Raw genomic sequence first — 20,985 nt, forward strand, 5'->3', positions numbered from 1 at the left:
AATTTGTCAGGATTGCGGCAGTAGGCCGACAATGTGACATATGCCACAATCCTGTGTCGCCGGTTTACAGACGATGCATATTGATATCCATCGTCTGAATACGATAAGCCACCTGACGCGGCGTCATACCTAACAAACGTGCGGCTTTGGCCTGCACCCACCCCGTTTTTTCCAGTGCCGCAATCACCCGCTGCCGCTCGTCCAGCGACGGGTCGAGCCAGCCTTCATCCGACGCAGGCGCGGTATGCGTCACTTTTGGCGCAACCTCACGGTGGTTGAACATAATCACATCACGATCGATCAGTCCGCTTTCTGACATCACGGAGGATCGTTCCAGACAATTTTCTAACTCGCGTACGTTGCCCGGCCAGCTATAGCTCATCAGCAAACGGATAGCGCCATCGCTGATCCGCAAGGTGCGTCCCTGATGTTGACCAATTTTTTGCACCAGAAAATGCGCCAGTTCGCCAATGTCCTCCTGCCGTTCACGCAGCGGTGGCAGCGCAAGCGGCATCACATTCAGGCGGTAGTAGAGGTCTTCACGAAAATGACCAGCTCTCACCTCCTCTTCCAGATTGCGGTTAGTCGCTGCAATAATACGGACATCCACCCGGATAGTTTCATCGCCCCCCACGCGCTCCATTTCTCCCTCTTGCAGAATCCTCAATAATTTAGCCTGAAATGACGCGCTGCTTTCACCGATCTCATCGAGAAACAGCGTGCCGCCATCGGCCAGTTCGAAACGTCCTTTACGCTGACGTACGGCACCGGTGAAGGCTCCCTTCTCATGGCCAAACAGTTCGCTTTCTAACAGATTATCCGGCAACGCGGCGCAGTTGAATTTGACGAATGGCGCGGCGGCACGCGGCGAGTGGTAATGAATAGCATTGGCCACCAGCTCCTTGCCGGTGCCGCTTTCTCCCTGAACCAGCACCGTCGTATCCCAGCGTGAAACCTGACGGATAATCTCCATCGTCTGGCGCATCGCCTGACTCTTTCCCACCATATTGTCGAAACTGTAAGGACGCGGTGGCGTGGTACAGGTTCGCGCTCGCGTCGTCGGCGCAACAGGCTCTGCCGCGGGCCGTGGGCGGGTGGGCTGCATCAGACGTACCGTTTGCGCGACCAGATTGGCAACGGTTTCCAGAAAGCGCGTACACGCAGGTAAGCGTTCTTCGTAGCGCGCCATCGGCTGTGCAGCCAGTACGCCTATCGGCTGAGATTCAACGCCAAACAGCGGCACCGCAATAAACGGCAGGTTGTAATCGTACAGGCCCAGCTTATCGAGGAAGCGTTGATCGTCAGCCACCCGAGGCAAAACAAGCGGTTGCTGCTGTGACAATACCGTTCCCACCAAGCCTTCTCCGGGGCGATAGCGGACATGCGTTCCGCTGGCAATGAGTTTTTCATCGGCTTCATGCAGCGCCTCCACCGCCAGTACGCCATTCTCTTTGTCATACAGGCAAATCATGCCGTGCTGCATGAACGCATCAGTGTGTAACACGCGCAATACGGCCTGTAGCGCCTCGCGAATCTCCGTCGCTCGACCTAATGCCGCACTAATCCGCTGTATGGCAGTAAACTGCTGCGACAGATCAAATCGCCAAACGAGATTGTTTGTTTCAGGAGCCTGCGTCATTTTGCACCTCCAGCCAGAGGAGATAAGAGAGGGAAGCGCAGGATAAGACAGGTTCCGCCTTGTGCGCCTGCCGACAGATCGATGGCGCCCTGATGGTCCGCCACTAACGTCTGAATCAGACGCAATTCCATGCCTTTACCCGGCGAACTCAGCGTGGCTGGCGCGGGAGCAAAGCGAACCTGCGTCATAGGCACATTGTCTTCGAGATAGAGCGACAGCCAGCCGTGTTCTTCGCGCGCGTAAATTTGTATGGTCAGTTGAAAAGGCGCAATTTCCGCCGCCAGCGCCAGCGTGCGATCCAGCCAGAGGCTCAGGCACGCCAGCACCTGCGTTCGCTGGCCGAAGCCAGTCAGCTGCGGTGATGCCACGTCGTACTGCAAACGGTCGTCACGACTCAGGCGAGAATGGTATAGCGACGTCAGATCGTCCAACACAGATTTTACCGACCACTCATCCTCGGTTTCGAAGGCCAGAGAAGGTCGGCACGCCTGTAGTCGCGCCATCGCCTCTTCCCCTTCACGCCATGCCGATTCCAGCGCAACATTGCTGCGGTCCTCGCCGTTTAAACGCCGCGCCGCCGCCAACATATTGAGCGGACAGTTCAACTGCACCATAGCGACCCCCAGAGATTCACGGATAGCCGCCAGCAGTATGCCATTCGCAATTTGCTGCTTCAGGCGATCCAGTCGCCCCTGCTGTTGCTGCTGTTGTTGTTCAGTACAGTCGGTAATGACAATCAGGGTGCGCGGTAACGCACTATCGGTGAAGTAGCGGCTGGCCTCTTCGTTCACGCCCGGCAACGCCCAGCTCCCCAGCATCAGCCAGCGTACCGCACCGCGAACCGTTACCGGCAACGGCCTTCCCTCGCGCAGCGTGTCCTTATTCTTGCCATAATCCAGCACTGACAGCAGCTCTTTACCACCGCAGTCGGCACACAGCGTTTTATAGGCCAGGTTATCCATAATGACGCGGTCTTTCTCATCAACCACCACCACCGCCGCGGGGATGTTATTCAACACGGCGGTCATGAGCGTCATATGGTTACGCAAACGCTGTTCAAGGGCATAGCTGGCGCTAATGTCTTTATGCATTGCCAGATAATGCTCTAGCTCGCCCTGCGCGTTGACGATCGGCGTAATATCAATCTCAGCCAGATAGAGGGAGCCATCGCGACGGCGGTTAATCAATTGCCCTCGCCAGGCCGATCCCTGTAATAAGGTCTGCCACATATCGCTGTAGACTTCTCCGGGCGTTTGCTGACTGGCGAGAATACGGTGGTTTTGCCCTAATAATTGGGATAGCGAAAAACCGGTCAGACGACAGAAGGCCGGATTGGTGTACACAATACGCGCCTGTGGGTCGGTCACAGAGATCGCCACTGACGATTGCTCCACGACGGTAGAGAACAGCGCCGGATGCTGGCGCGATAAATGACTGACAATCTCCCCCGGCGGGAAAGACTCCATTATCAGGTTTATGGTCATGGTCCACCCTTACAACATCAGATGCCGCCATGTCAGGTTCGCAACAATTTGTGCCACGTACCGACATCCTTATTCCGGTCGATTACCGGCATCCAATAACCATGCAAACATTACGCCCTTTATTCATTAACCTGACTAAACATTGATCGCACCCCCTGTTTTCACGTTAATCCGCGTAGAACTCTTGTTTCATCAGGTAAAAATCACGATTCACTCACTGCTCAATCTCCCCAATAAGATCATCAATAGTGCAGTATTGCGCTAAAAACGTGCAAAATATCGCCAAAATACGGATTGCTAAATCTGGCATGATATTCGCAACGCCCTGTACAGATACCGGCTGCCGACGGCGGCGATCCTTCTCAATATCAGTCAGGAGCGAACTATGGCGAACATTGGTATTTTCTTTGGCACCGATACGGGAAAAACCCGCAAGATCGCCAAAATGATTCATCAAAAATTGGGTGACGCGGCGGATTCGCCGGTCAATATCAACCGAACCTCTCTGGACAGTTTTCTCTCTTATTCGGTTCTGCTGTTAGGCACGCCGACGCTGGGTGAAGGCCAGTTACCGGGCATGGAGGCAGGGTGTGAGAATGAATCCTGGCAAGAGTTTATTGCTGATTTGCCGGGTGAGGCTCTGGCGGACAAGACGGTGGCCTTGTTCGGATTGGGCGATCAGCAAGGCTACCCTGATAATTTTGCCAGCGGGATGAAAACCTTATACGACGTGGTCACCGCCTGCGGTGCCAAGGTTATCGGAGCCTGGCCGAATGCTGGGTATGACTTCAACGCCTCTGCCGCCTTGGTGGATGACCAGTTTGTCGGCTTGGTGTTGGATCAGGATAATCAGTATGACCTAACCGATGAACGGCTCGATAGCTGGCTGGAAACACTCAAACCCGCAATAGGCTGATCGACTAAAAGGTGGAGGCCTTCAGCTCTCCCCTCAGACCGTTGACAAACCTATTTACCGAATGAAAACGGGGGTAACGGAATAGAAGAGTAAAGCGTTTGCGCCAGGGATGGCGCAAGCCGAGCTTACATGGACGTACTTGCAGCGTCTTTACGATCTATCCGTTACTCCCGCTCTACGGGCTTTGTCAGCAACCTCAGGTGGAGGCCTTCGGCTCTTCCACCTTTTTATCTTCCCTCAGTAAACTACTGGCACACGACTTACCACGTTCTATTCCTATTCACGATTTACCACCAACTGCGCCAGCCATTGGCGTTGCTGTTCCTTCTGGCGCTGCAACAACAGATGGTCATAGGCTTTTGCCAGCGCGTCCTCTTGCGCCATCGGCATTTCCGGCCGAATCGCTTCGCATAACAGCAGGTGCCAGCCTATGTCAGTCGCAACAGGGGCGCTTAGTTCTCCTTCGTGTAGCGTAAACAGCACCTGCTCCAGTGGGGCAAACAACAGCCCACGGCTGACCCATCCCAGCAACCCGCCCTCCAACGCCGTCGGACACTGGGAATGGCGCTCGGCCAACGTCGCGAACGCGGCGGTATCCGACTGTAGCTGGCGACGCAGTACAAGAAGCTGCCTGTTAACGGCCTCGGCATCGTCGTCCCCCGTGGTTAATAGAATATGCCGGGTTAAACGCTGTTCTGGGCGACAAAAACGTGCGGCATGACGCTGATACCACCGCTCAACCTCTGCGGAGGTCGGCAGCGGCACCTGCTCGGAAATACTCGCAAGCTGCCCTGCCATCAGCACATGATGTTGAATGACAGCGGTACGATCGGCCGCAGACAATCCAGACTGCCGCAAATCAGGTTCCAGCTCGTGGGTGACCGCCTGCACCAGTTCTGGCGTCACCGCTGCAACACTTTTCTGCGCCGCCTCCACCACAGCTTGTTCCAGCAGCAACTGGCGAGCCAATTGCTGCTGGAGAAGCCGCTGGCGATCTACCGGCAATTGCGTCGGTGTGGTGTTCCACATTTTTTGCGCCAGACGCCATTCGCTGAAGCGCTGCCAGGCCAACATCAGCGATCCTCCTCCGCCAGTTCCAGTGCACTAGCCGGCACCTGAAACCAACGCTCACCAAACATCACCGTGTAACAATCTCCCTGCTCACCTTGGCCCGTCGCGAAAATCTGTCCACGCTGCCCGACCTCCACCACCTGTTCACCGTTGATGGAGAGCGTTTGCCTGCTGTGGACACCATCACCGTACTGAAAAGTTCCGGCGTGCCACGGCACATCCTCGGCGATCAGCTCCTGCTCACGGCAGCCCACGACCCGATCGTCATCCAGAAAATGCACCTGATAGATCAGTTGGTCCTGAAGAAAGACGCCCCATTCACGCACATATCCCACGGTGCCACGCCGCACCAGCAGTTCGCCCCGCTTCATGCCCGCCATCGTGCCGTCGTTACGCAGTGAACGCACCACGCGCACCGCATCACCAAATGCAAAGCGCGGAATCATGACGTCACCTCCCGCTGATGGCAGCGATAGCTTTCCGCCAATAGCCGACGCGCGAGCTGCCAGTCCGCATCTTGTACTGCCTCCAGCGTGTTACGTAGGGGAACTGCCGCACGCAAGCGGCGGTGGAAATCACTCAACACCAATAAGCTACAGGTTTGCAGAATATGGGCTTCGTAAGGGACGGCAAAAAAATCAAAAAAGGTTTCCGCGCTGTCTAGCTCATCAACGCCGGGTAACTGGTAGAACCATTCCATCGCTTGTCCTCCCCATTGCCGTATCGCTGCCACAGAGCTCCCGATACATTTCCAGCAATTCATAATCCAGAGGATTACGCTTCCAGTTTTCCGCAAAGGCGCGGACGCTACGCAGCAGCGCTTCGGTCTCGGTCGCCTGCGGCTGATAGCCCAGACGAGCAAAAATCCCCTCCACGGCTTGCCGCCCCGAGTGTTTGCCCAGAACCAGACGGAACTCGCGCCCCATCAGCGCCGGATCGATCCCCTGATAGCTGAAGCTGTCGTTGAGCAAGGCCGCGACATGTACGCCGGATTCATGGGTAAACACCTGCTCACCCACCAGTGGCTGTTGCTTATCGATCGTGCGCTGCGCGGCGCTGGCGACCAACTGGCACAGCGCGGGCAAGCGAGCAAAGTGGATACCGCTATCACGGCCGAGGCAACGTTCCAGCGCTAACGCGACGGTTTCCAACGCGGCATTACCTGCCCGTTCCCCCAGCCCCAGCACCGTGGTGTTAACGTGGGAAACCCCAGCCTCTACCGCCGCCAGCGTGTTGGCCGTGGCTAGCCCAAGATCGTTATGCGCATGCATTTCAATCTCACCTCCCCAGTTTTGCCGCAGGGTACTGATACGGGCAAAGGTGGAGAACGGGTCAAGCACGCCCAGCGTATCCGCAAAGCGCAGCCGTTCAGCCCCTGCTGCACTGGCGGCAGTCGCTATCTGACGCAGCGTGTCGTCGCTAGCGCGAGAGGCATCTTCACAGCCGACACACACGCGTAACCCTTGCTGACGGGCTTGTTCGATCAGCGTGGAGAGCTGCGGCAACAATGCCTTGAGCGGCTGGCGCAGCTTCTGTTCACGCAGCCGATCGGATGCGGGGATAGAAATATCCACCCAATTCATCCCCAGATCGGCACTTTGCTGAATTTCCAGCGCATTCATCCGGCACCAGGTCATCAGCACCGTGTCCGGCAGGCGGCGACGGATAACCGCTATTCGCGCTCGCTCATCGCCGCCCATCGCGGGGATCCCTACCTCTAACGCGGTTAGCCCGGCATCCACCAGAGCCTCCGCAATCGCCAGCTTTTCACTGGCGCGAAACGCGACGCCGGGACTCTGTTCACCATCGCGCAGCGTGGTGTCATTAATGATGATATCCGCCATTGCCGCTCCCTTTATCAGCCATAGGTCGGCAAAAACTCGCCGCCCGATACCGTCTGAGGTTTGCCCTGTTGCCAGTAAGGCGACAGCGTGCGCAGCCGCTCAACAATCGGTGGCAGTGCCGTAATCACCTGATCGATCTCTTTCTCACGGGTATAGCGCGACAAGGAAAAGCGAATGCTGCCATGCGCCGCCGTATAGGGAATATTCATCGCGCGCATCACATGGGAAGGTTCGAGCGAGCCAGAGGTGCAGGCGCTGCCGCTGGATGCGGCAATCCCTGCATGATTGAGCAGCAGCAGAATGGCTTCACCTTCGATAAATTCAAAGGCGATATTGAGTGTATTGGGCGTACGCGGCTGCCCCTCGCCCATCACGATCACGCTGGGAATGACCTGTTCCAGTCCCTTTTGTAAGCGGTCACGCAACGGTTCCACCGCCGCACTCATCATCGGTAAATGCACATCCGCCAGTTCACAGGCGCTGCCCATCCCGACGATACCGGCAATATTTTCAGTACCGGCACGTCGTCCGCGCTCCTGATGCCCCCCGCGCAGCAGCGGGCGAAACCGGGTAGAACGGCGCAGGTAGAGGCACCCCACGCCTTTCGGGCCATGAATTTTGTGCGCCGAGCACGACAACATGTCGATATCACAGCTCGACAGTACGATGGGGATTTTCCCGACCGCCTGTACCGCGTCACAGTGAAACAGCGCGCCTTGTTCATGCGCCAGTGACGCCATTTCACACACCGGAAACAACACACCCGTTTCGTTGTTGGCCCACATCACCGTCACCAGCGCCACACGGTCACTCAACAGGGCGCGGTATTGCTCCATGTCCAGCTCACCCTGCGCAGAAACGCCGACCTGATGGATGGTGTAACCTTGCCGCGCGAGGTGTTCGCAAACTTCCAGCGTGGCCGGGTGCTCAACCGCACTGGTGATGATTTCACGCCGCTCCGGTGCCAGCGCCACGGCGGAATGGATCGCGGTGGAGGTGGCCTCGGTGGCACATGAGGTGAAAATAATTTCGCTGTCATAGCGTGCGCCCAGCAGGCTGGCGACCTGCTGACGTGCTCTCTCCAGCGCGCCGCGACAAGGGGCACCAAAATCGTGAATCGACGACGGATTACCGTAGTAATCGGTCAGGAACGGCATCATGGCCTCCAACACCATCGGATCGAGACGGGTGGTGGCATTGTTATCGAGATAGATGTTTTTCATGTGCGCTGCCTCGCTGAACAGTCAATAAGCTCACGCGGCCTGTGCCGCAACCACTTCCATATAGCGCCCCGTGCGTTCCACCAGCTTTTGTTGCAGCCAGGCCAGCGTCATGTCGGTCATCATGCAACCCTGACAACTGCCCGACAGGCTTACCGTCACCTGATGGTCGCTGACGTTGAGTAGCGTCATGTCGCCCCCATCGGCCTGAATGTACGGACGCAGTCCCGCCACAACATCGGCGACCTGCCGCCACGTCGACGTCTCGGCTTCTGGCGCTTTGACTGTTTCAGGCAGGGCTGCCTGCTCTTCAATAATGGCCGCCAATGCCAGCTCGATTTTTTCATGGCACGCGGTGCACCCTCCGCCAGCTTTGGTGTAATTGATCACGTCCTCCAACGTCGTCAGGCCATTGGTCACTACCGCACGACGAATCTGCCCTTCATCCACGGCGAAGCATTTGCAAATCAGTGCACCTTCTTCATGATCGTCTTCCAGCGTCTCGCCGCGATAGTTGGCGATAGCCGCGCGCAGGGCCTCTTGCCCCATCACGGAACAGTGCATTTTTTCTGGCGGTAGCCCATCGAGGTAATCTGCGATTTGCTGATTCGTAACCTGCTCGGCTTCATGCAGGGTGCGACCAATAATCAGCTCGGTCAGTGCCGAGGAGGACGCAATGGCGCTGCCGCAGCCGAAGGTTTGAAAACCGGCTTCCTGAATGGTTTCCGTTCCCGGATCCACCCGCAGCATGAGCCGTAGGGCATCGCCACAGCTCAGCGAACCGACATCACCGACGGCATTCGCCTGCTCCACCACGCGAGCGTTACGCGGGTTAAAAAAATGGTCTTTCACTTTCTCGGAATAGTTCCACATGCTCTCAGCTCCCTACAATACAGAGAGACGGAACTCTGAAGCTCCGGCTCCCACACAGGCGTTATGGACGGGGTAACTCAGAACAAGCAAATGTGATGCCATTCACAAAAACACCTTGTAATCAAAGCAATAGCAAAATTACCCATAAAAAAACCGCGATCAATGTCGCGGTTTATGTCGGTTTTGTCGTACAGATGACATTGTCACGCCGTAGACCGTGAGGACTCAGGAGGCGTCATCCTCCTCACGCCACTCGGTTTCCACGATGAATTGCTGGAAGCGATCCGGATCGCGCTGACGACGCCGGGTCGCGTGTTCGCTATCCGCCCAGCATTGTTGGATTTGCTGCAACAGCTGTGCAATCGATGTCGCCTCTGGCACGCGGATAGCGCGGACGCCGACCTGCAACAATTGGCGAAAGACTGTCTCGCCAATCGCCACACAATAGAGAGTGACACACGCGTCCAACGCATCGATACGGCTGGCGAGTTTGTCTTCGCCATGACCGTATTCCACGTTGAAATCCACCACCTTCAATAGCTTGACCTCATGCTGTTTGACGCCATAAACCACCAGCCGCGGCGTGGCACCAAAATGCTGGTCTACATGGTGATAATCCGAGCTGGCGAAGGCCACCTGCATCGACCACACCGCCGAACTGATAGTGCTGAGATTGCGGTTAACATGCGACATGTTCCACCTCCTGACGCCTTACCACCGGAAATTGCTGACGCAGCGGCGAGTGATAGGCGGGCACTGGATGATGTTCGTGCAGCAATTGATTCGCCAGTTCGAACAGCGTATCCCGTATGCCCGCATACCCCTGACGCACACGGCGGAACTCACCCAGACGGTCATAGATGGGAAAACCCGCACGAATCAGCGGAATGCCACAGCGCTCAGCCAAATCGGCGGCGTGAGAATTGGCGACCAGCAGATGCGCGGGCGTGTTGATCAGCAAATCCTGCATATCTTCCAGATCGCCAATCAGCACCTGCTCAACTGGCAAACTCAATAACCCCGGCTGGCTCACGGGAGCCACCACCGGCCCCGGCACCATGCCTTGGCTAAGGGCAAAATCACACCAGGCCGCCAGCAAATCACCTTCTGCTGCCAGCGCGATAGTTTTGTCCTGCAATGCCATATGACAGTCAATCATCGCATCCTGTAATTGGCCTCGTTGACGATCGATCCACGCAGGCACCTCACGCCCGGAGAGCTGTTGCAGGTGCTGAATAAAGGCATCCATGCTCGCCAGCGTCATCAGGTGCGGCAAGTGCAATGCCATTCCACGGCTGCGTTGCGCCAGCAAACCCGCAGCACGCTGTAACGACACGCCCAGCGTAATGGTGCTCAGGCTTTGCCCCATCTGCTCAATATTGCGTAACACCGCCCCGCCTTGGGTAACAGACTGGTAGTCACCGCTGGCGAGATGGCCGTCCAGCGACTGCGACAGATCCGGCAGCAGTATCGGTTGCAGACCAAACGCCTCGACATAGCTGCGGATAAGTTCGATATCCCCCGGCGTAAACAGGTGGCTCAGCAGCAGGTTAACGCGACGATTGCGCATGCCTGCTGGCGGTTTTTCCGGGATCCATTGCTCAATCACGCCCTCCAGCACCGCGCTGTAGCCATTTTCCAGCGATCCATAAAAGTCTGGCGTATTGACCGTGAGCAACGCCGTCGATTTAAAACGCGGATTGTCCGCGCGGAATTCGCTGACCGCCCGTGTCATATCGCTGCCTTGCGCTTCCGACAGACCGGTACTGATGATAACAATCGCCTTAGGCGCATTGCGCTGACACAAGGTGGTCAATGCCGTCAAAATATTGCTGTCCGACCCCATCACCGTCGTGGTGGGATCCATCGCGGTGGACTGCAAGGGAATCGGATCGTGGAAATGCTGGATAAAAAAGACCTTGGCAAACGCGCTGCACCCCTGCGCCCCATGCACCAGCGGAATACAGTGCTCAATGCCCTGACTAGCCAGAATCGCCCCCAGAGGCTGCCCGCTTTTTATCGGGCTGGTCGCCAGCGGCTTTTTATTACGAATAACCTGAGCCATTGTTTTCTCCTTAATGCCAGGGGGCACGTTGATGGGTCTGCGCCCAAATCGGACTTTCCAGCGTCAGGCACAGCTGCTCTGCCAACGTGACAATGCCGCGATAGCCCGCATAGGCATGCTCGCGTTCCTGATTGATATCGAGAAACGGCAGTCGCGCCTTATACGCGGTGTACATGTTGCGCCCACCGGCGATCATCAGGTCGGCACCATAGCGATACGCCACGTCCAGCAAGGTTCGCGCATTGCCTTCATCCAGCATGATGGCATCCTCCCCCATCAGTTCACGGATGCGCTGTTTGTCTTCCTCGGTAGATTTACGTGTTCCGGTCGCCACCACGGTCATGCCGAGATCCTGCAAGGCGGAGACGACCGACCAGGATTTTACCCCACCGGTATAGAGCAGGGCTTTGCGCCCTTGCAGGCGTGCGCGATACGGTGCCAACGCCTTTTGCACCGAGGCTTCTTCCCGTGCAATCAGGGCTTCCGTGCGCAGGCTCAGGTCAGGGTCATTCAGCATCGCCGCGATCTGGCGCAGCGCATCGGACATCGCGCGCACGCCGTAGAAACTGCCTTCAAACCACGGTGTGCCATACCGCTGCTCCAACGTGCGGGCCACGTTGATCAACGCACGTGAGCACACCAGCATGTTGAGCTGAGCGCGATGCATCGTCTGGATCTCGGCAAAACGCCCATCGCCGGACAAATTGCCCAGCACGCGAATGCCCAACTCATCGAGTAGCGGTTGCACATGCCAAAATTCGCCAGCGATGTTGAATTCGCCAATCAAGCCAATATCGTGGCGCTGGGAAAGGGAAAACGGCGCGTCATCCGGCCAGGGGGCAGGTTCACGTGTCCCAATCACCTGCTTTGCCATCACCTCCCCCGCCAGTCGGTTACCCAGATTCTTGCTGCCGTAGAATCCCGCCGCATCCACCGCAATCACCGGCACGCCTACTGCGACCGATGCGGCCCGACACACCGCGTCAATATCATCCCCCTCCATCGCGGGGACACAGGTGTTGTAGATAAAGACGGCGGCGGGATCGTAGCGCTCCACAATATGCCGCACGGCATGAAACAGACGCCGTTCCCCGCGTCCCATGATCACATCCTGCTCGTTGAGGTCGGTGGTAAATCCCAGTCGATTGATCGCGGGCCCGGAACTTTGGCTCCCCCGGTTATCCCAGGAGCTGCCCGCACAGCCGATAGGGCCGTGTACCAGATGGGCAACATCCGCCAGCGGTAGCAGCGTAATCTGTGCGCCATCAAACGCGCAGCCGCCCGCCGTCGCGCCGGGTTTGGGCGCACTGCATCCCGATTTCTGTTTATGGTTATGTTCGCAGGCGGGCTCATCAAGCAACGCCAAAATTTCATTTCCCTTCATCTTGCTGCCCTCGTCGAGTCGATTGACCTTACCGAGTATTTTTGCAATTCGCGGGCCACAAATTAATTTATTATTTTTCAATCAGATAGGTTTGTCGCCTTTGTAACAAAGGCGACAATAGCGGAATAGTGAGGGGAAGGGCCGTCACGACGGGTTAAAACACACGGTCCTCCAGCGGATTACCTTTTTCCAACCGTTTCGCCAGCCAAGGCGGCAGACGATTTGCCATCAGCGCCTGCAACGCCTCGCACTGTGACAGGATAGACGTGCCCGGCGGGACTTTCATCGGATGCACATTATGACGAATAATGCGCGCCGCAGCCGGCCCCCCAATCGCTTCACAAAACAGCAAATGGCAGCCTTTTAGCAGTTGCGCCCGTATTTCATTTCCCTCGATTTCCCCTGACTCGCTGGGGTAACGACGTAGCCCATGCAGCCAGTAGCCTGCATCATCATACGCATAGATAAAAAACAGCCGACACTGACCAAAATGCCCATTGATCGTCATGCCATCCTGTGACGAAAACGCCGCCAGCAACTGTGGCTGGCGGCCCTTTGGCGAGACGACGGCAAGATGTGGCGGCAGTTCGCCACGCAGGCACGCCATCACTCGCTGCCAACGGCTGCGCGTCAGGATAGCGGGGTCGCCGGGAAATGTGGCCGCCAGCTGCGGCTGATTAAGGGACGTAAGAAATTCCACATCCAGCGAGATATCCTCTCCCTGATTCAGCCAGTGTAATAACTGCGGCGGTGAGAGTTCGGGCAGGCATTGGATCAGCGCAAACAACCGCCAGAACAGACGATCATCATCAGACATGCTCCCTCCTGTTCATACCAGATCGGGGCGAGTGGCGCGTAAACTGATCGGAAAAGTGGGCTTCTCCGCTTGCGGGTTAACGTAGTAGCGTTTCCCCCCTTCCAGTTCAACCTCACCGCCCCAACGTTCGTGGCTATCAAATTCAATTCCGGTCACTTTCGCTTCCAGATCCTGCTTGGCGATATAGCAATACAGCTGTGCATTACGTTCACGAAAAATCACCATCGGCATCGCGTCCTCCTGTGCTACACGTGACGGCCCGGACAAAGCCGGGCCGATATGACGGTCAACATAACCACGCCATTAACGGATGAGATCAAAGCCGTAGTCGGTTTTGCCCAACTTCATGGTGTCGCGATCCAATTTCTCCAATACCGCATTCACCAGCGAAGTGAGGATCGACATCGCCCCTTCGTATCCCCAGGTGGTTTGACGGTGCAAATGGTGACGATCAAACAACGGGAAACCGAAGCGAATCAGCGGCACTTCAAACTGCTCGCCCTTCGCCAGCGTGTCACGCTGGATGAATTTGCCGTAGGAATTGCCAATCATGAAATCGGGCTGTTTAGTGAACATCAGCGAGCGGAAATGCCACAGATCGCAGTTGATATACACCTCACTGTCCTGCCCGTAAGGCGACGCTTCCAGCATTTTCTTCATCGCTTTCTGCCAGCGTTTGTTACCGTTGTGGCACAGGATCACCGTTGGTTCGCATCCCAACTCCAGCAGGAACTGGGTCAGCCCCATGACAAAGTCTGGATCGCCATACAAACCGAAACGCTTACCGTGCAGCCAGGTATGCGAATCAAGCATCATGTCCACCAGACGCCCACGTTCCAGCGTCAACGACTCACTAATCGGCACATCGGTCAGCGCACTGATGGTCATCAGCAGTTTGTCCGTTGCACCTAATCCGATGGGGACTGACACCTCGGTCGCAGGCTGATTCCATGTGTCCTGAACCATTTTCTTGGTTTTGGTCAGGTGCCACGGCTGCAATAACAGCGTATCGATGGCGTTCGGGGCATCACGCATCTCTTGCTGCGTGGTTCCCCCGGCATACATGCGGTAGTGACCGTCGGCAGGCGTATCCAGCACCTCGGAAGGATCGGACAGAATGGCACAGGGCACGCCCATGTCAGCCATCATGCGTTTCAATACGCGATAGTTGCCCAGATAGGTTTCGAATCCGGTCACCAGATTCAGGCGCGGCAGGCTGCCTGGCTGATAATGTTTATCTTCCCCCACGGTAAAGGTACGCGCGAAACCCTCAAACATGTTGTCCCAGCCGGTGATGTGGCTACCGATAAAACTGGGCGTATGGGCGTAAGGGATCGGCATGTTGGCATCCACAAAACCATCTTTCTTGGCGTTGGCAATAAACGCCTGAAGGTCGTCGCCGATGACTTCTGCCATGCAGGTAGTCGACACCGCAATCATCTCCGGTTTGTAGAGCGCACTGGCGTTCTCCAGACCGGCATTTAAATTGTTATTCCCCCCGAACACGGCGGCATCTTCCGTCATTGAGTCGGAAACGCAGGCGATCGGTTCTTTAAAGTGACGGTTAAAATAGGTACGAAAATAGGCCACGCACCCCTGTGAACCATGCACATACGGCAAGGTATTGGCGAACCCGAGTGAGCACAGCACAGACCCTAGAGGCTGGCAGGCTTTTGCCGGATCGATGGTTAGCGCTTCGCGCTTAAAATTCAGTTCCTGATACGCTTCCGTGGTGGTCCACTCGAAGACCTCACGTACCCGCTGTTCATCATGCGCCTCTTCTAGTGGGCGTTTATTGCGAAACAGCGTTTGGTATTCTTCCTGCTCGAACAAGGGATAGCAGGATTGGGTTTTCTCTGCAGTTTGGCTCATGGTGTTCTCCTCCCGCGCCACTCATCTGTGAACTAACGGGCTGTCAGGATAATAAGAATCAGGCTGATTTCAGCCACGGGGCCGTCAACGCTTGCCAGCTCGGATTATTGAGCGTCATATCCATATCGCGGGCAAAAATAGCGAAACCGTCATAGCCGTGATAAGGGCCCGAGTAGTCCCAGGAATGCATCTGGCGGAACGGCACCCCCATCTTTTGGAAGATGTACTTTTCTTTGATCCCTGACCCGACCAGATCCGGTTTCAATGCCTTAACGAACGCTTCCAGCTCGTAGCTGCTGGCGTCATCAAACAGCAGCGTTCCCTCTTTCAAATCCGGCAAGGTGCGGTCGTAATCGTCGTTATGACCGAACTCATAACCGGTGCCAATAATCTCCATGCCGAGATCTTCGTACGCTCCGATAATGTGGCGCGGACGCAAGCCACCGAGGTACAGCAGCACTTTGCGCCCCGCCAATCGCGGACGATATTTCGCAATCACCGCATCCGTTTGCGCCTGATAGCGCGCAATCACCGCTTCGGCATTGTTCTGAATCGTCTCGTCAAATTGCAGCGCAATCTTGCGCAGCGACTCAGCGATTTTGGTCGGCCCGAAGAAGTTGTATTCCATCCAGGGAATGCCGTGCTTTTCTTCCATATGGCGTGAGATGTAGTTCATGGAGCGATAGCAGTGCACCAGATTCAGCTTCACGTAGGGGGTGTTTTCCATCTCAACCAACGTGCCGTCGCCGGACCACTGCGCCACGACTCTCAACCCCATTTCCTCCAGCAGAATACGTGAGGCCCAGGCATCGCCACCGATGTTGTAGTCACCGATAATCGCGACGTCGTAGGCCGTTGACTCAAAAGGTTGCCCCTCGCGGTTATCCAACACCCAGTCACGGATCACGTCGTTGGCGATATGGTGCCCCAGCGACTGCGACACGCCGCGAAAGCCTTCACAACGTACGGGCACCACCGGTTTACCAATCGCTTCACGGCTCACATTCGCGACCGCTTCGATATCATCCCCAATCAACCCCACCGGGCATTCCGATTGCACCGAAATACCTTTGGTTAAGGGAAACAGGAGTTCCAGCTCCTCGATCAGCTTGGTGAGTTTTTTATCACCGCCAAACACGATGTCTTTCTCCTGAAAATCGGAGGAGAAATTGATCGTACCGAAGCTGTCAACGCCGCTAACGCCGGTGTAGTAGTTACGACGCCCGGCACGGGAATATTGACCGCAGCCAATCGGCCCGTGGGAAACGTGGGCCATGTCCTTGATTGGCCCAAATACCACGCCTTTGGAACCGGCATAAGCACAGCCGCGAACCGTCATCACCCCCGGTTGGGATTTACGGTTAGAAACCATACACTTTCCGACGCTCTCCTGCGTCGGATCGGTCACCATCATGTGTTTCTTACGTTCTTTACGCGTTTTATCAGGGAAAACTTCCAACACTTCCTGGATGATCTCCTGATTGCGTTCACTCGTTGCATTTGTCATTCCAGTGTTCCTTCTGCGTCAGGCGACTTTCTCTTCAGCGGCCGTTTTACCGATGATGCTGGTGTCTTCTTCTTCCATGATGCCGAACTCCATCAGCAGCTCTTCCAGCTCATCCATGGTGCAGGGCACCGGTACAACCTTCATGGTGTTAGCGACAATTTTCTGCGCCAGTTCGCGATACTCGTTGGCCTGGCTACAGTTCGGGTCATACTCGATCACGGTCATACGGCGAATTTCGGCACGCTGTACAATGTTGTCGCGCGGGACGAAATGGATCATCTGGGTGCCGATTTTTTCGGCCAGCGCGATGATCAGTTCATCTTCACGGTCGGTGTTACGTGAGTTACAGATCAGGCCCCCCAAACGCACCTTGCCGGTTTTGGCGTATTTCACGATGCCTTTGCAGATATTGTTGGCAGCGTACATCGCCATCATTTCTCCAGAGCACACGATGTAGATTTCCTGCGCTTTGTTTTCGCGAATTGGCATCGCGAAGCCGCCGCACACGACGTCACCCAGCACGTCATAGAAGACGAAGTCGAGGTCTTCCACATAGGCGCCCTCTTCTTCCAGAAAGTTGATGGCAGTGATAACGCCACGACCGGCACAGCCGACACCTGGCTCTGGGCCACCAGACTCGGCACAACGTACGTTGCCATAACCAATTTGCAGCACATCTTCCAGTTCAAGGTCTTCTACTGAACCGACCTCTGCGGCCATCTCCATAATGGTATTCTGCGCTTTAGCGTGCAAAATCAAACGGGTTGAATCCGCCTTCGGGTCACAGCCAACGATCATGACCTTCTTGCCCATTTCCGCTAATGCGGCGACCAAGTTCTGAGTGGTGGTGGATTTGCCAATCCCCCCTTTGCCATAAATGGCACATTGACGCATAGCCATGGTGTCTTCTCCTGTTTCGGGTTGAATGCGTGATGCACCCCCTAACCGTTGCAGGGAACATACCAGCCGGGCCAACAGCATTAATTTATTGAATTTAATAGCGTTAATAAAACAACGGGTGCAGGGGGCGAGACAAACACAAGACAATCGGCGAACCAATTGTTGTAAAGAGAACAATTGTGGCTGGTGAGGCGACAGACCGTGCCGCCGCGCTTGCTCAGCCCGCATCACCACGACAGTTTGTTGGCAGCCCGACAGGATGTGGCCGTTTCTGTCTTATTCCGCGCAATTCTCCGACCGCCTCCAGCGAGGTACGCAACGCCACATGAAGATAACTCGTTAAAAATTAATATCATTTTCTCAGTGCTGTGAAATGGCACAGGCTGTGCTACTGACTCGCTGAGACGGTGAAAAAGCGGTACAGGCCGTCGTTGCTCCGTTATCGCCTGTGCCCGACTTTTCATCCACGCCAACGTTTTACCTACGCCCGACAAAGAGGAATCCCGCATGACCCGTAAAATGAAAACGATGGATGGGAATGCCGCTGCGGCGTATATCTCTTACGCCTTCACCGATGTGGCAGCCATCTATCCCATCACCCCCTCCACGCCAATGGCGGAAAACGTAGACGAATGGAGCGCTCAGGGGAAAAAGAACCTGTTCGGTCAACCGGTTCGCCTGATAGAAATGCAGTCCGAAGCCGGTGCGGCTGGCGCGGTGCACGGTGCCCTGCAAGTCGGTGCCTTGACCACCACGTACACCGCCTCGCAGGGATTGCTGTTGATGATCCCCAATTTGTACAAAATTGCCGGCGAACTGCTGCCGGGCGTGTTTCACGTCAGCGCCCGCGCGTTGGCGACCAACTCGCTGAACATTTTTGGCGACCATCAGGATGTCATGGCAGTACGGCAAACGGGCTGCGCCATGCTGGCGGAGAGCAGCGTGCAGCAGGTGATGGACCTGTCCGCCGTGGCACACCTGACCGCCATCAAAGGCCGCGTCCCCTTCATCAACTTCTTCGATGGCTTTCGCACCTCACACGAGATCCAGAAGATTGAACTGTTGGAGTATGAAGAGTTGGCACCGCTGCTGGATCGCGATGCGCTGGATGCCTTTCGCCGTCGCGCTCTGAACCCCGACCATCCGGTCATTCGGGGAACCGCCCAAAACCCGGATATTTACTTTCAAGAACGCGAAGCCGTGAACCGCTTCTATGATGCGCTGCCGGAGATGGTCGAAGACTATATGGCGCAAATCACCCAGCTCACCGGACGTGAATATCATCTGTTTAATTACCATGGCGCACCGGATGCGGAACGGCTGATTATCGCGATGGGGTCGGTATGCGAAACCATTCAGGAAACCGTCGACTATCTGAATCAACAAGGCGAGAAAGTGGGGCTGCTGACGGTACATCTTTACCGCCCCTTTTCACTGTCACATTTCTTTGCCCACATCCCGAAAACGGTGCAACGCATCGCGGTACTCGACCGCACCAAAGAACCGGGGGCTCAGGCGGAGCCCTTATGCCTCGACGTAAGAAATGCCTATTATCGACACGAGCAACCGCCGCTGATTGTCGGGGGGCGCTACGCGTTGGGGGGGAAGGATATGCTGCCGGCTCACGTGGTTGCCGTATTCGATAACCTCAGGCGCCCGTTACCGCAAGATGGCTTTACCGTGGGGATTATCGACGACGTGACCCACAGCTCGCTGCCAGTTTCAACGGCGTCGATCAACACCTCGAAGGCGGGAACGACCGCGTGTAAATTTTGGGGACTGGGTTCCGATGGCACCGTCGGCGCCAACAAAAGCGCTATCAAGATTATTGGCGATCACACCTCACTCTATGCTCAAGCCTATTTTTCCTATGATTCGAAGAAATCGGGCGGGATTACCGTCTCCCATCTGCGCTTTGGTCAAAGCCCGATTACCTCCCCTTACCTGATTCACCACGCGGATTTCATCGCCTGCTCGCAACAAAGCTACGTGGAGAAATACGATTTACTGGTGGGGCTAAAACCGGGCGGGACGTTTTTACTGAACTGCGCCTGGACGGCGGAAGAACTGGAAGTGAAGTTGCCCAACGCAATGAAACGCTATCTGGCGCAGTACGCCATCCGTTTCTACACCCTCAACGCGGTCGAGATTGCCCAACGTCTTGGATTGGGAGGCCGTTTTAACATGATTATGCAGGCGGCATTCTTCAAGCTGGCTGCGATCATTGCGCCAGAAACCGCCGCCGACTATCTGAAAGCGGCGGTCGTTAAATCCTACGGCAGTAAAGGCCAAAACATAGTGGACATGAATAGCGCCGCGATAGACGAGGGGATGCAGGCGCTAGCCGAAGTGGCCATCCCCGCCGTCTGGGCAACGCTGCCGGAGGTGGAGGAGAAAGCGGTACGCGCCCTGCCCGATTTTATCCGCCACATTCTGGAACCGATGAATCGTCAGGAGGGAGACAGCCTGCCCGTCAGCGCCTTTATCGGCATGGAGGATGGCACCTTCCCTCTCGGTACGGCCGCCTATGAGAAACGCGGTATCGCGATTCAGGTGCCCGAGTGGCAACCCGAGGGCTGCACCCAGTGTAACCAGTGCGCCTTTATCTGCCCTCATGCCGCTATTCGCCCCGCGTTACTCAGTCAGGAAGAGCGAAGCAACGCCCCGACGGCGCTGCTCAGTAAAGTAGCTCAGGGAGCAAAAGCCTACGAGTATCATCTGGCCGTGTCGCCACTGGATTGCTCCGGCTGCGGCAACTGTGTCGATATTTGTCCGTCACGCGGCAAAGCACTGGCAATGCAGCCGCTCGATAGCCAACGTCATCAGGTTCCGCTCTGGGAACATGTGCTTTCCCTTGCGCCAAAAGGTAACCCGTTTAACAAAATCTCGGTAAAAGGCAGCCAGTTTGAAACGCCCCTGCTGGAATTTTCCGGCGCGTGCGCGGGCTGTGGCGAAACGCCCTATGCCAAGCTGTTGACTCAGCTATTCGGCGATCGCATGCTGGTGGCAAACGCCACCGGATGCTCCTCCATTTGGGGAGCCAGCGCCCCTTCGATTCCTTACACCACCAACCATAAAGGACAAGGCCCCGCCTGGGCTAACTCACTGTTCGAGGACAACGCCGAGTTTGGTCTGGGTATGCTGCTGGGGAGCCGTGCCATCCGCGATCAGCTTGCCAAGGATGTCCACGCTGCGCTGACCTTACTCATTACCCCCGCGTTGAATACCGCACTCAGCAACTGGCTGGAACTGAAAGATCGCGGCGAAGGTTCACGGGAACGCGCCGATGCGGTGATCGATATGCTGGCAGAAGAGCACGGTAACGATCCCCTGCTTACCCATATCTACCAGAACCGTGACTACCTGACCAAGCCTTCGCAGTGGGTCTTCGGC

18 protein-coding genes are annotated in these 20,985 nt (G+C 56.2%); 2 read left to right on the forward strand and 16 right to left on the reverse strand.

What is annotated here, in order from left to right; translation table 11 throughout:
* Window positions 1-64 precede the first annotated feature (64 nt).
* On the reverse strand, window positions 65-1,639 hold the full coding sequence (gene nifA / locus QWJ20_RS21415) for a nif-specific transcriptional activator NifA (RefSeq protein ID WP_205556417.1): 1,575 nt from the start codon (window positions 1,637-1,639) through the stop codon (window positions 65-67).
* Complete coding sequence (nifL, locus tag QWJ20_RS21420; protein ID WP_226308669.1) at window positions 1,636-3,123, reverse strand: nitrogen fixation negative regulator NifL; 1,488 nt, start codon at window positions 3,121-3,123, stop codon at window positions 1,636-1,638. The genes nifA and nifL overlap by 4 nt, the downstream gene beginning before the upstream one ends.
* Before the next feature lie 385 nt (window positions 3,124-3,508).
* On the opposite strand from nifL, the gene QWJ20_RS21425 reads away from it, so the two are divergent.
* Window positions 3,509-4,039 carry a flavodoxin gene (locus QWJ20_RS21425; RefSeq protein ID WP_095994963.1) on the forward strand — a complete coding sequence of 177 codons (531 nt, stop codon included), beginning with the start codon at window positions 3,509-3,511 and terminating at the stop codon, window positions 4,037-4,039.
* A gap of 276 nt (window positions 4,040-4,315) precedes the next feature.
* Here the strand turns inward: QWJ20_RS21425 and nifM are convergent, their stop codons facing one another.
* From nifM to nifH, 14 genes are all read right to left on the reverse strand, one after another.
* The gene (gene nifM / locus QWJ20_RS21430; RefSeq protein ID WP_433993407.1) at window positions 4,316-5,113 is read right to left on the reverse strand and encodes a nitrogen fixation protein NifM; all 798 of its coding nucleotides are present in this window, start codon (window positions 5,111-5,113) and stop codon (window positions 4,316-4,318) included.
* Complete coding sequence (locus QWJ20_RS21435) at window positions 5,113-5,556, reverse strand: nitrogen fixation protein NifZ (RefSeq protein ID WP_433993408.1); 444 nt, start codon at window positions 5,554-5,556, stop codon at window positions 5,113-5,115. The genes nifM and QWJ20_RS21435 overlap by 1 nt, the downstream gene beginning before the upstream one ends.
* On the reverse strand, window positions 5,553-5,810 hold the full coding sequence (locus QWJ20_RS21440) for a nitrogenase-stabilizing/protective protein NifW (protein ID WP_433993409.1): 258 nt from the start codon (window positions 5,808-5,810) through the stop codon (window positions 5,553-5,555). Before QWJ20_RS21440 ends, QWJ20_RS21435 begins: the two co-directional genes overlap by 4 nt.
* Window positions 5,779-6,954, reverse strand: a complete 1,176-nt coding sequence (nifV, locus tag QWJ20_RS21445) for a homocitrate synthase (protein ID WP_433993410.1) — start codon at window positions 6,952-6,954, stop codon at window positions 5,779-5,781. Before nifV ends, QWJ20_RS21440 begins: the two co-directional genes overlap by 32 nt.
* A gap of 14 nt (window positions 6,955-6,968) precedes the next feature.
* Window positions 6,969-8,177, reverse strand: a complete 1,209-nt coding sequence (gene nifS, locus QWJ20_RS21450) for a cysteine desulfurase NifS (protein WP_349718708.1) — start codon at window positions 8,175-8,177, stop codon at window positions 6,969-6,971.
* A 30-nt stretch (window positions 8,178-8,207) separates the two neighbouring features.
* Window positions 8,208-9,047 carry a Fe-S cluster assembly protein NifU gene (nifU, locus tag QWJ20_RS21455; protein ID WP_224073498.1) on the reverse strand — a complete coding sequence of 280 codons (840 nt, stop codon included), beginning with the start codon at window positions 9,045-9,047 and terminating at the stop codon, window positions 8,208-8,210.
* A 225-nt stretch (window positions 9,048-9,272) separates the two neighbouring features.
* On the reverse strand, window positions 9,273-9,740 hold the full coding sequence (locus QWJ20_RS21460; protein WP_174877956.1) for a NifB/NifX family molybdenum-iron cluster-binding protein: 468 nt from the start codon (window positions 9,738-9,740) through the stop codon (window positions 9,273-9,275).
* Window positions 9,727-11,112, reverse strand: a complete 1,386-nt coding sequence (gene nifN, locus QWJ20_RS21465) for a nitrogenase iron-molybdenum cofactor biosynthesis protein NifN (RefSeq protein ID WP_433993411.1) — start codon at window positions 11,110-11,112, stop codon at window positions 9,727-9,729. The genes QWJ20_RS21460 and nifN overlap by 14 nt, the downstream gene beginning before the upstream one ends.
* A gap of 10 nt (window positions 11,113-11,122) precedes the next feature.
* Complete coding sequence (nifE, locus tag QWJ20_RS21470; RefSeq protein WP_433993412.1) at window positions 11,123-12,496, reverse strand: nitrogenase iron-molybdenum cofactor biosynthesis protein NifE; 1,374 nt, start codon at window positions 12,494-12,496, stop codon at window positions 11,123-11,125.
* A 154-nt stretch (window positions 12,497-12,650) separates the two neighbouring features.
* The gene (locus QWJ20_RS21475) at window positions 12,651-13,313 is read right to left on the reverse strand and encodes a NifB/NifX family molybdenum-iron cluster-binding protein (protein ID WP_226308678.1); all 663 of its coding nucleotides are present in this window, start codon (window positions 13,311-13,313) and stop codon (window positions 12,651-12,653) included.
* Window positions 13,314-13,325: 12 nt separating this feature from the next.
* Window positions 13,326-13,544 (reverse strand): putative nitrogen fixation protein NifT, encoded by a 219-nt coding sequence (gene nifT / locus QWJ20_RS21480; RefSeq protein ID WP_095699979.1) that lies wholly within the window; start codon window positions 13,542-13,544, stop codon window positions 13,326-13,328.
* 72 nt (window positions 13,545-13,616) lie between these two features.
* Window positions 13,617-15,185 carry a nitrogenase molybdenum-iron protein subunit beta gene (gene nifK / locus QWJ20_RS21485; RefSeq protein ID WP_433993413.1) on the reverse strand — a complete coding sequence of 523 codons (1,569 nt, stop codon included), beginning with the start codon at window positions 15,183-15,185 and terminating at the stop codon, window positions 13,617-13,619.
* Window positions 15,186-15,243: 58 nt separating this feature from the next.
* Entirely contained in the window at window positions 15,244-16,692 is a 1,449-nt protein-coding gene (nifD, locus tag QWJ20_RS21490; RefSeq protein WP_433993414.1) for a nitrogenase molybdenum-iron protein alpha chain, read from the reverse strand.
* Window positions 16,693-16,710: 18 nt separating this feature from the next.
* Window positions 16,711-17,592 carry a nitrogenase iron protein gene (gene nifH / locus QWJ20_RS21495; protein ID WP_095699982.1) on the reverse strand — a complete coding sequence of 294 codons (882 nt, stop codon included), beginning with the start codon at window positions 17,590-17,592 and terminating at the stop codon, window positions 16,711-16,713.
* A gap of 507 nt (window positions 17,593-18,099) precedes the next feature.
* Between nifH and nifJ the strand changes: the two genes are divergently transcribed.
* A partial coding sequence (gene nifJ, locus QWJ20_RS21500) for a pyruvate:ferredoxin (flavodoxin) oxidoreductase (RefSeq protein ID WP_433993415.1) occupies window positions 18,100-20,985 on the forward strand: 2,886 nt, incomplete at its 3' end.

The sequence above is a fragment of the Pectobacterium sp. S5 genome, assembly GCF_051707265.1.
Classification (GTDB): domain Bacteria; phylum Pseudomonadota; class Gammaproteobacteria; order Enterobacterales; family Enterobacteriaceae; genus Pectobacterium; species Pectobacterium polare.

What these genes read in the sequence shown, in the direction of transcription:
- nifA (WP_205556417.1), bottom strand. Translation starts at nt 1,639, where the DNA reads ATGACGCAGGCTCCTGAAACAAACAATCTCGTTTGGCGATTTGATCTG.
- nifL (WP_226308669.1), bottom strand. Translation starts at nt 3,123, where the DNA reads ATGACCATAAACCTGATAATGGAGTCTTTCCCGCCGGGGGAGATTGTC.
- QWJ20_RS21425 (WP_095994963.1), top strand. Translation starts at nt 3,509, where the DNA reads ATGGCGAACATTGGTATTTTCTTTGGCACCGATACGGGAAAAACCCGC.
- nifM (WP_433993407.1), bottom strand. Translation starts at nt 5,113, where the DNA reads ATGTTGGCCTGGCAGCGCTTCAGCGAATGGCGTCTGGCGCAAAAAATG.
- QWJ20_RS21435 (WP_433993408.1), bottom strand. Translation starts at nt 5,556, where the DNA reads ATGATTCCGCGCTTTGCATTTGGTGATGCGGTGCGCGTGGTGCGTTCA.
- QWJ20_RS21440 (WP_433993409.1), bottom strand. Translation starts at nt 5,810, where the DNA reads ATGGAATGGTTCTACCAGTTACCCGGCGTTGATGAGCTAGACAGCGCG.
- nifV (WP_433993410.1), bottom strand. Translation starts at nt 6,954, where the DNA reads ATGGCGGATATCATCATTAATGACACCACGCTGCGCGATGGTGAACAG.
- nifS (WP_349718708.1), bottom strand. Translation starts at nt 8,177, where the DNA reads ATGAAAAACATCTATCTCGATAACAATGCCACCACCCGTCTCGATCCG.
- nifU (WP_224073498.1), bottom strand. Translation starts at nt 9,047, where the DNA reads ATGTGGAACTATTCCGAGAAAGTGAAAGACCATTTTTTTAACCCGCGT.
- QWJ20_RS21460 (WP_174877956.1), bottom strand. Translation starts at nt 9,740, where the DNA reads ATGTCGCATGTTAACCGCAATCTCAGCACTATCAGTTCGGCGGTGTGG.
- nifN (WP_433993411.1), bottom strand. Translation starts at nt 11,112, where the DNA reads ATGGCTCAGGTTATTCGTAATAAAAAGCCGCTGGCGACCAGCCCGATA.
- nifE (WP_433993412.1), bottom strand. Translation starts at nt 12,496, where the DNA reads ATGAAGGGAAATGAAATTTTGGCGTTGCTTGATGAGCCCGCCTGCGAA.
- QWJ20_RS21475 (WP_226308678.1), bottom strand. Translation starts at nt 13,313, where the DNA reads ATGTCTGATGATGATCGTCTGTTCTGGCGGTTGTTTGCGCTGATCCAA.
- nifT (WP_095699979.1), bottom strand. Translation starts at nt 13,544, where the DNA reads ATGCCGATGGTGATTTTTCGTGAACGTAATGCACAGCTGTATTGCTAT.
- nifK (WP_433993413.1), bottom strand. Translation starts at nt 15,185, where the DNA reads ATGAGCCAAACTGCAGAGAAAACCCAATCCTGCTATCCCTTGTTCGAG.
- nifD (WP_433993414.1), bottom strand. Translation starts at nt 16,692, where the DNA reads ATGACAAATGCAACGAGTGAACGCAATCAGGAGATCATCCAGGAAGTG.
- nifH (WP_095699982.1), bottom strand. Translation starts at nt 17,592, where the DNA reads ATGGCTATGCGTCAATGTGCCATTTATGGCAAAGGGGGGATTGGCAAA.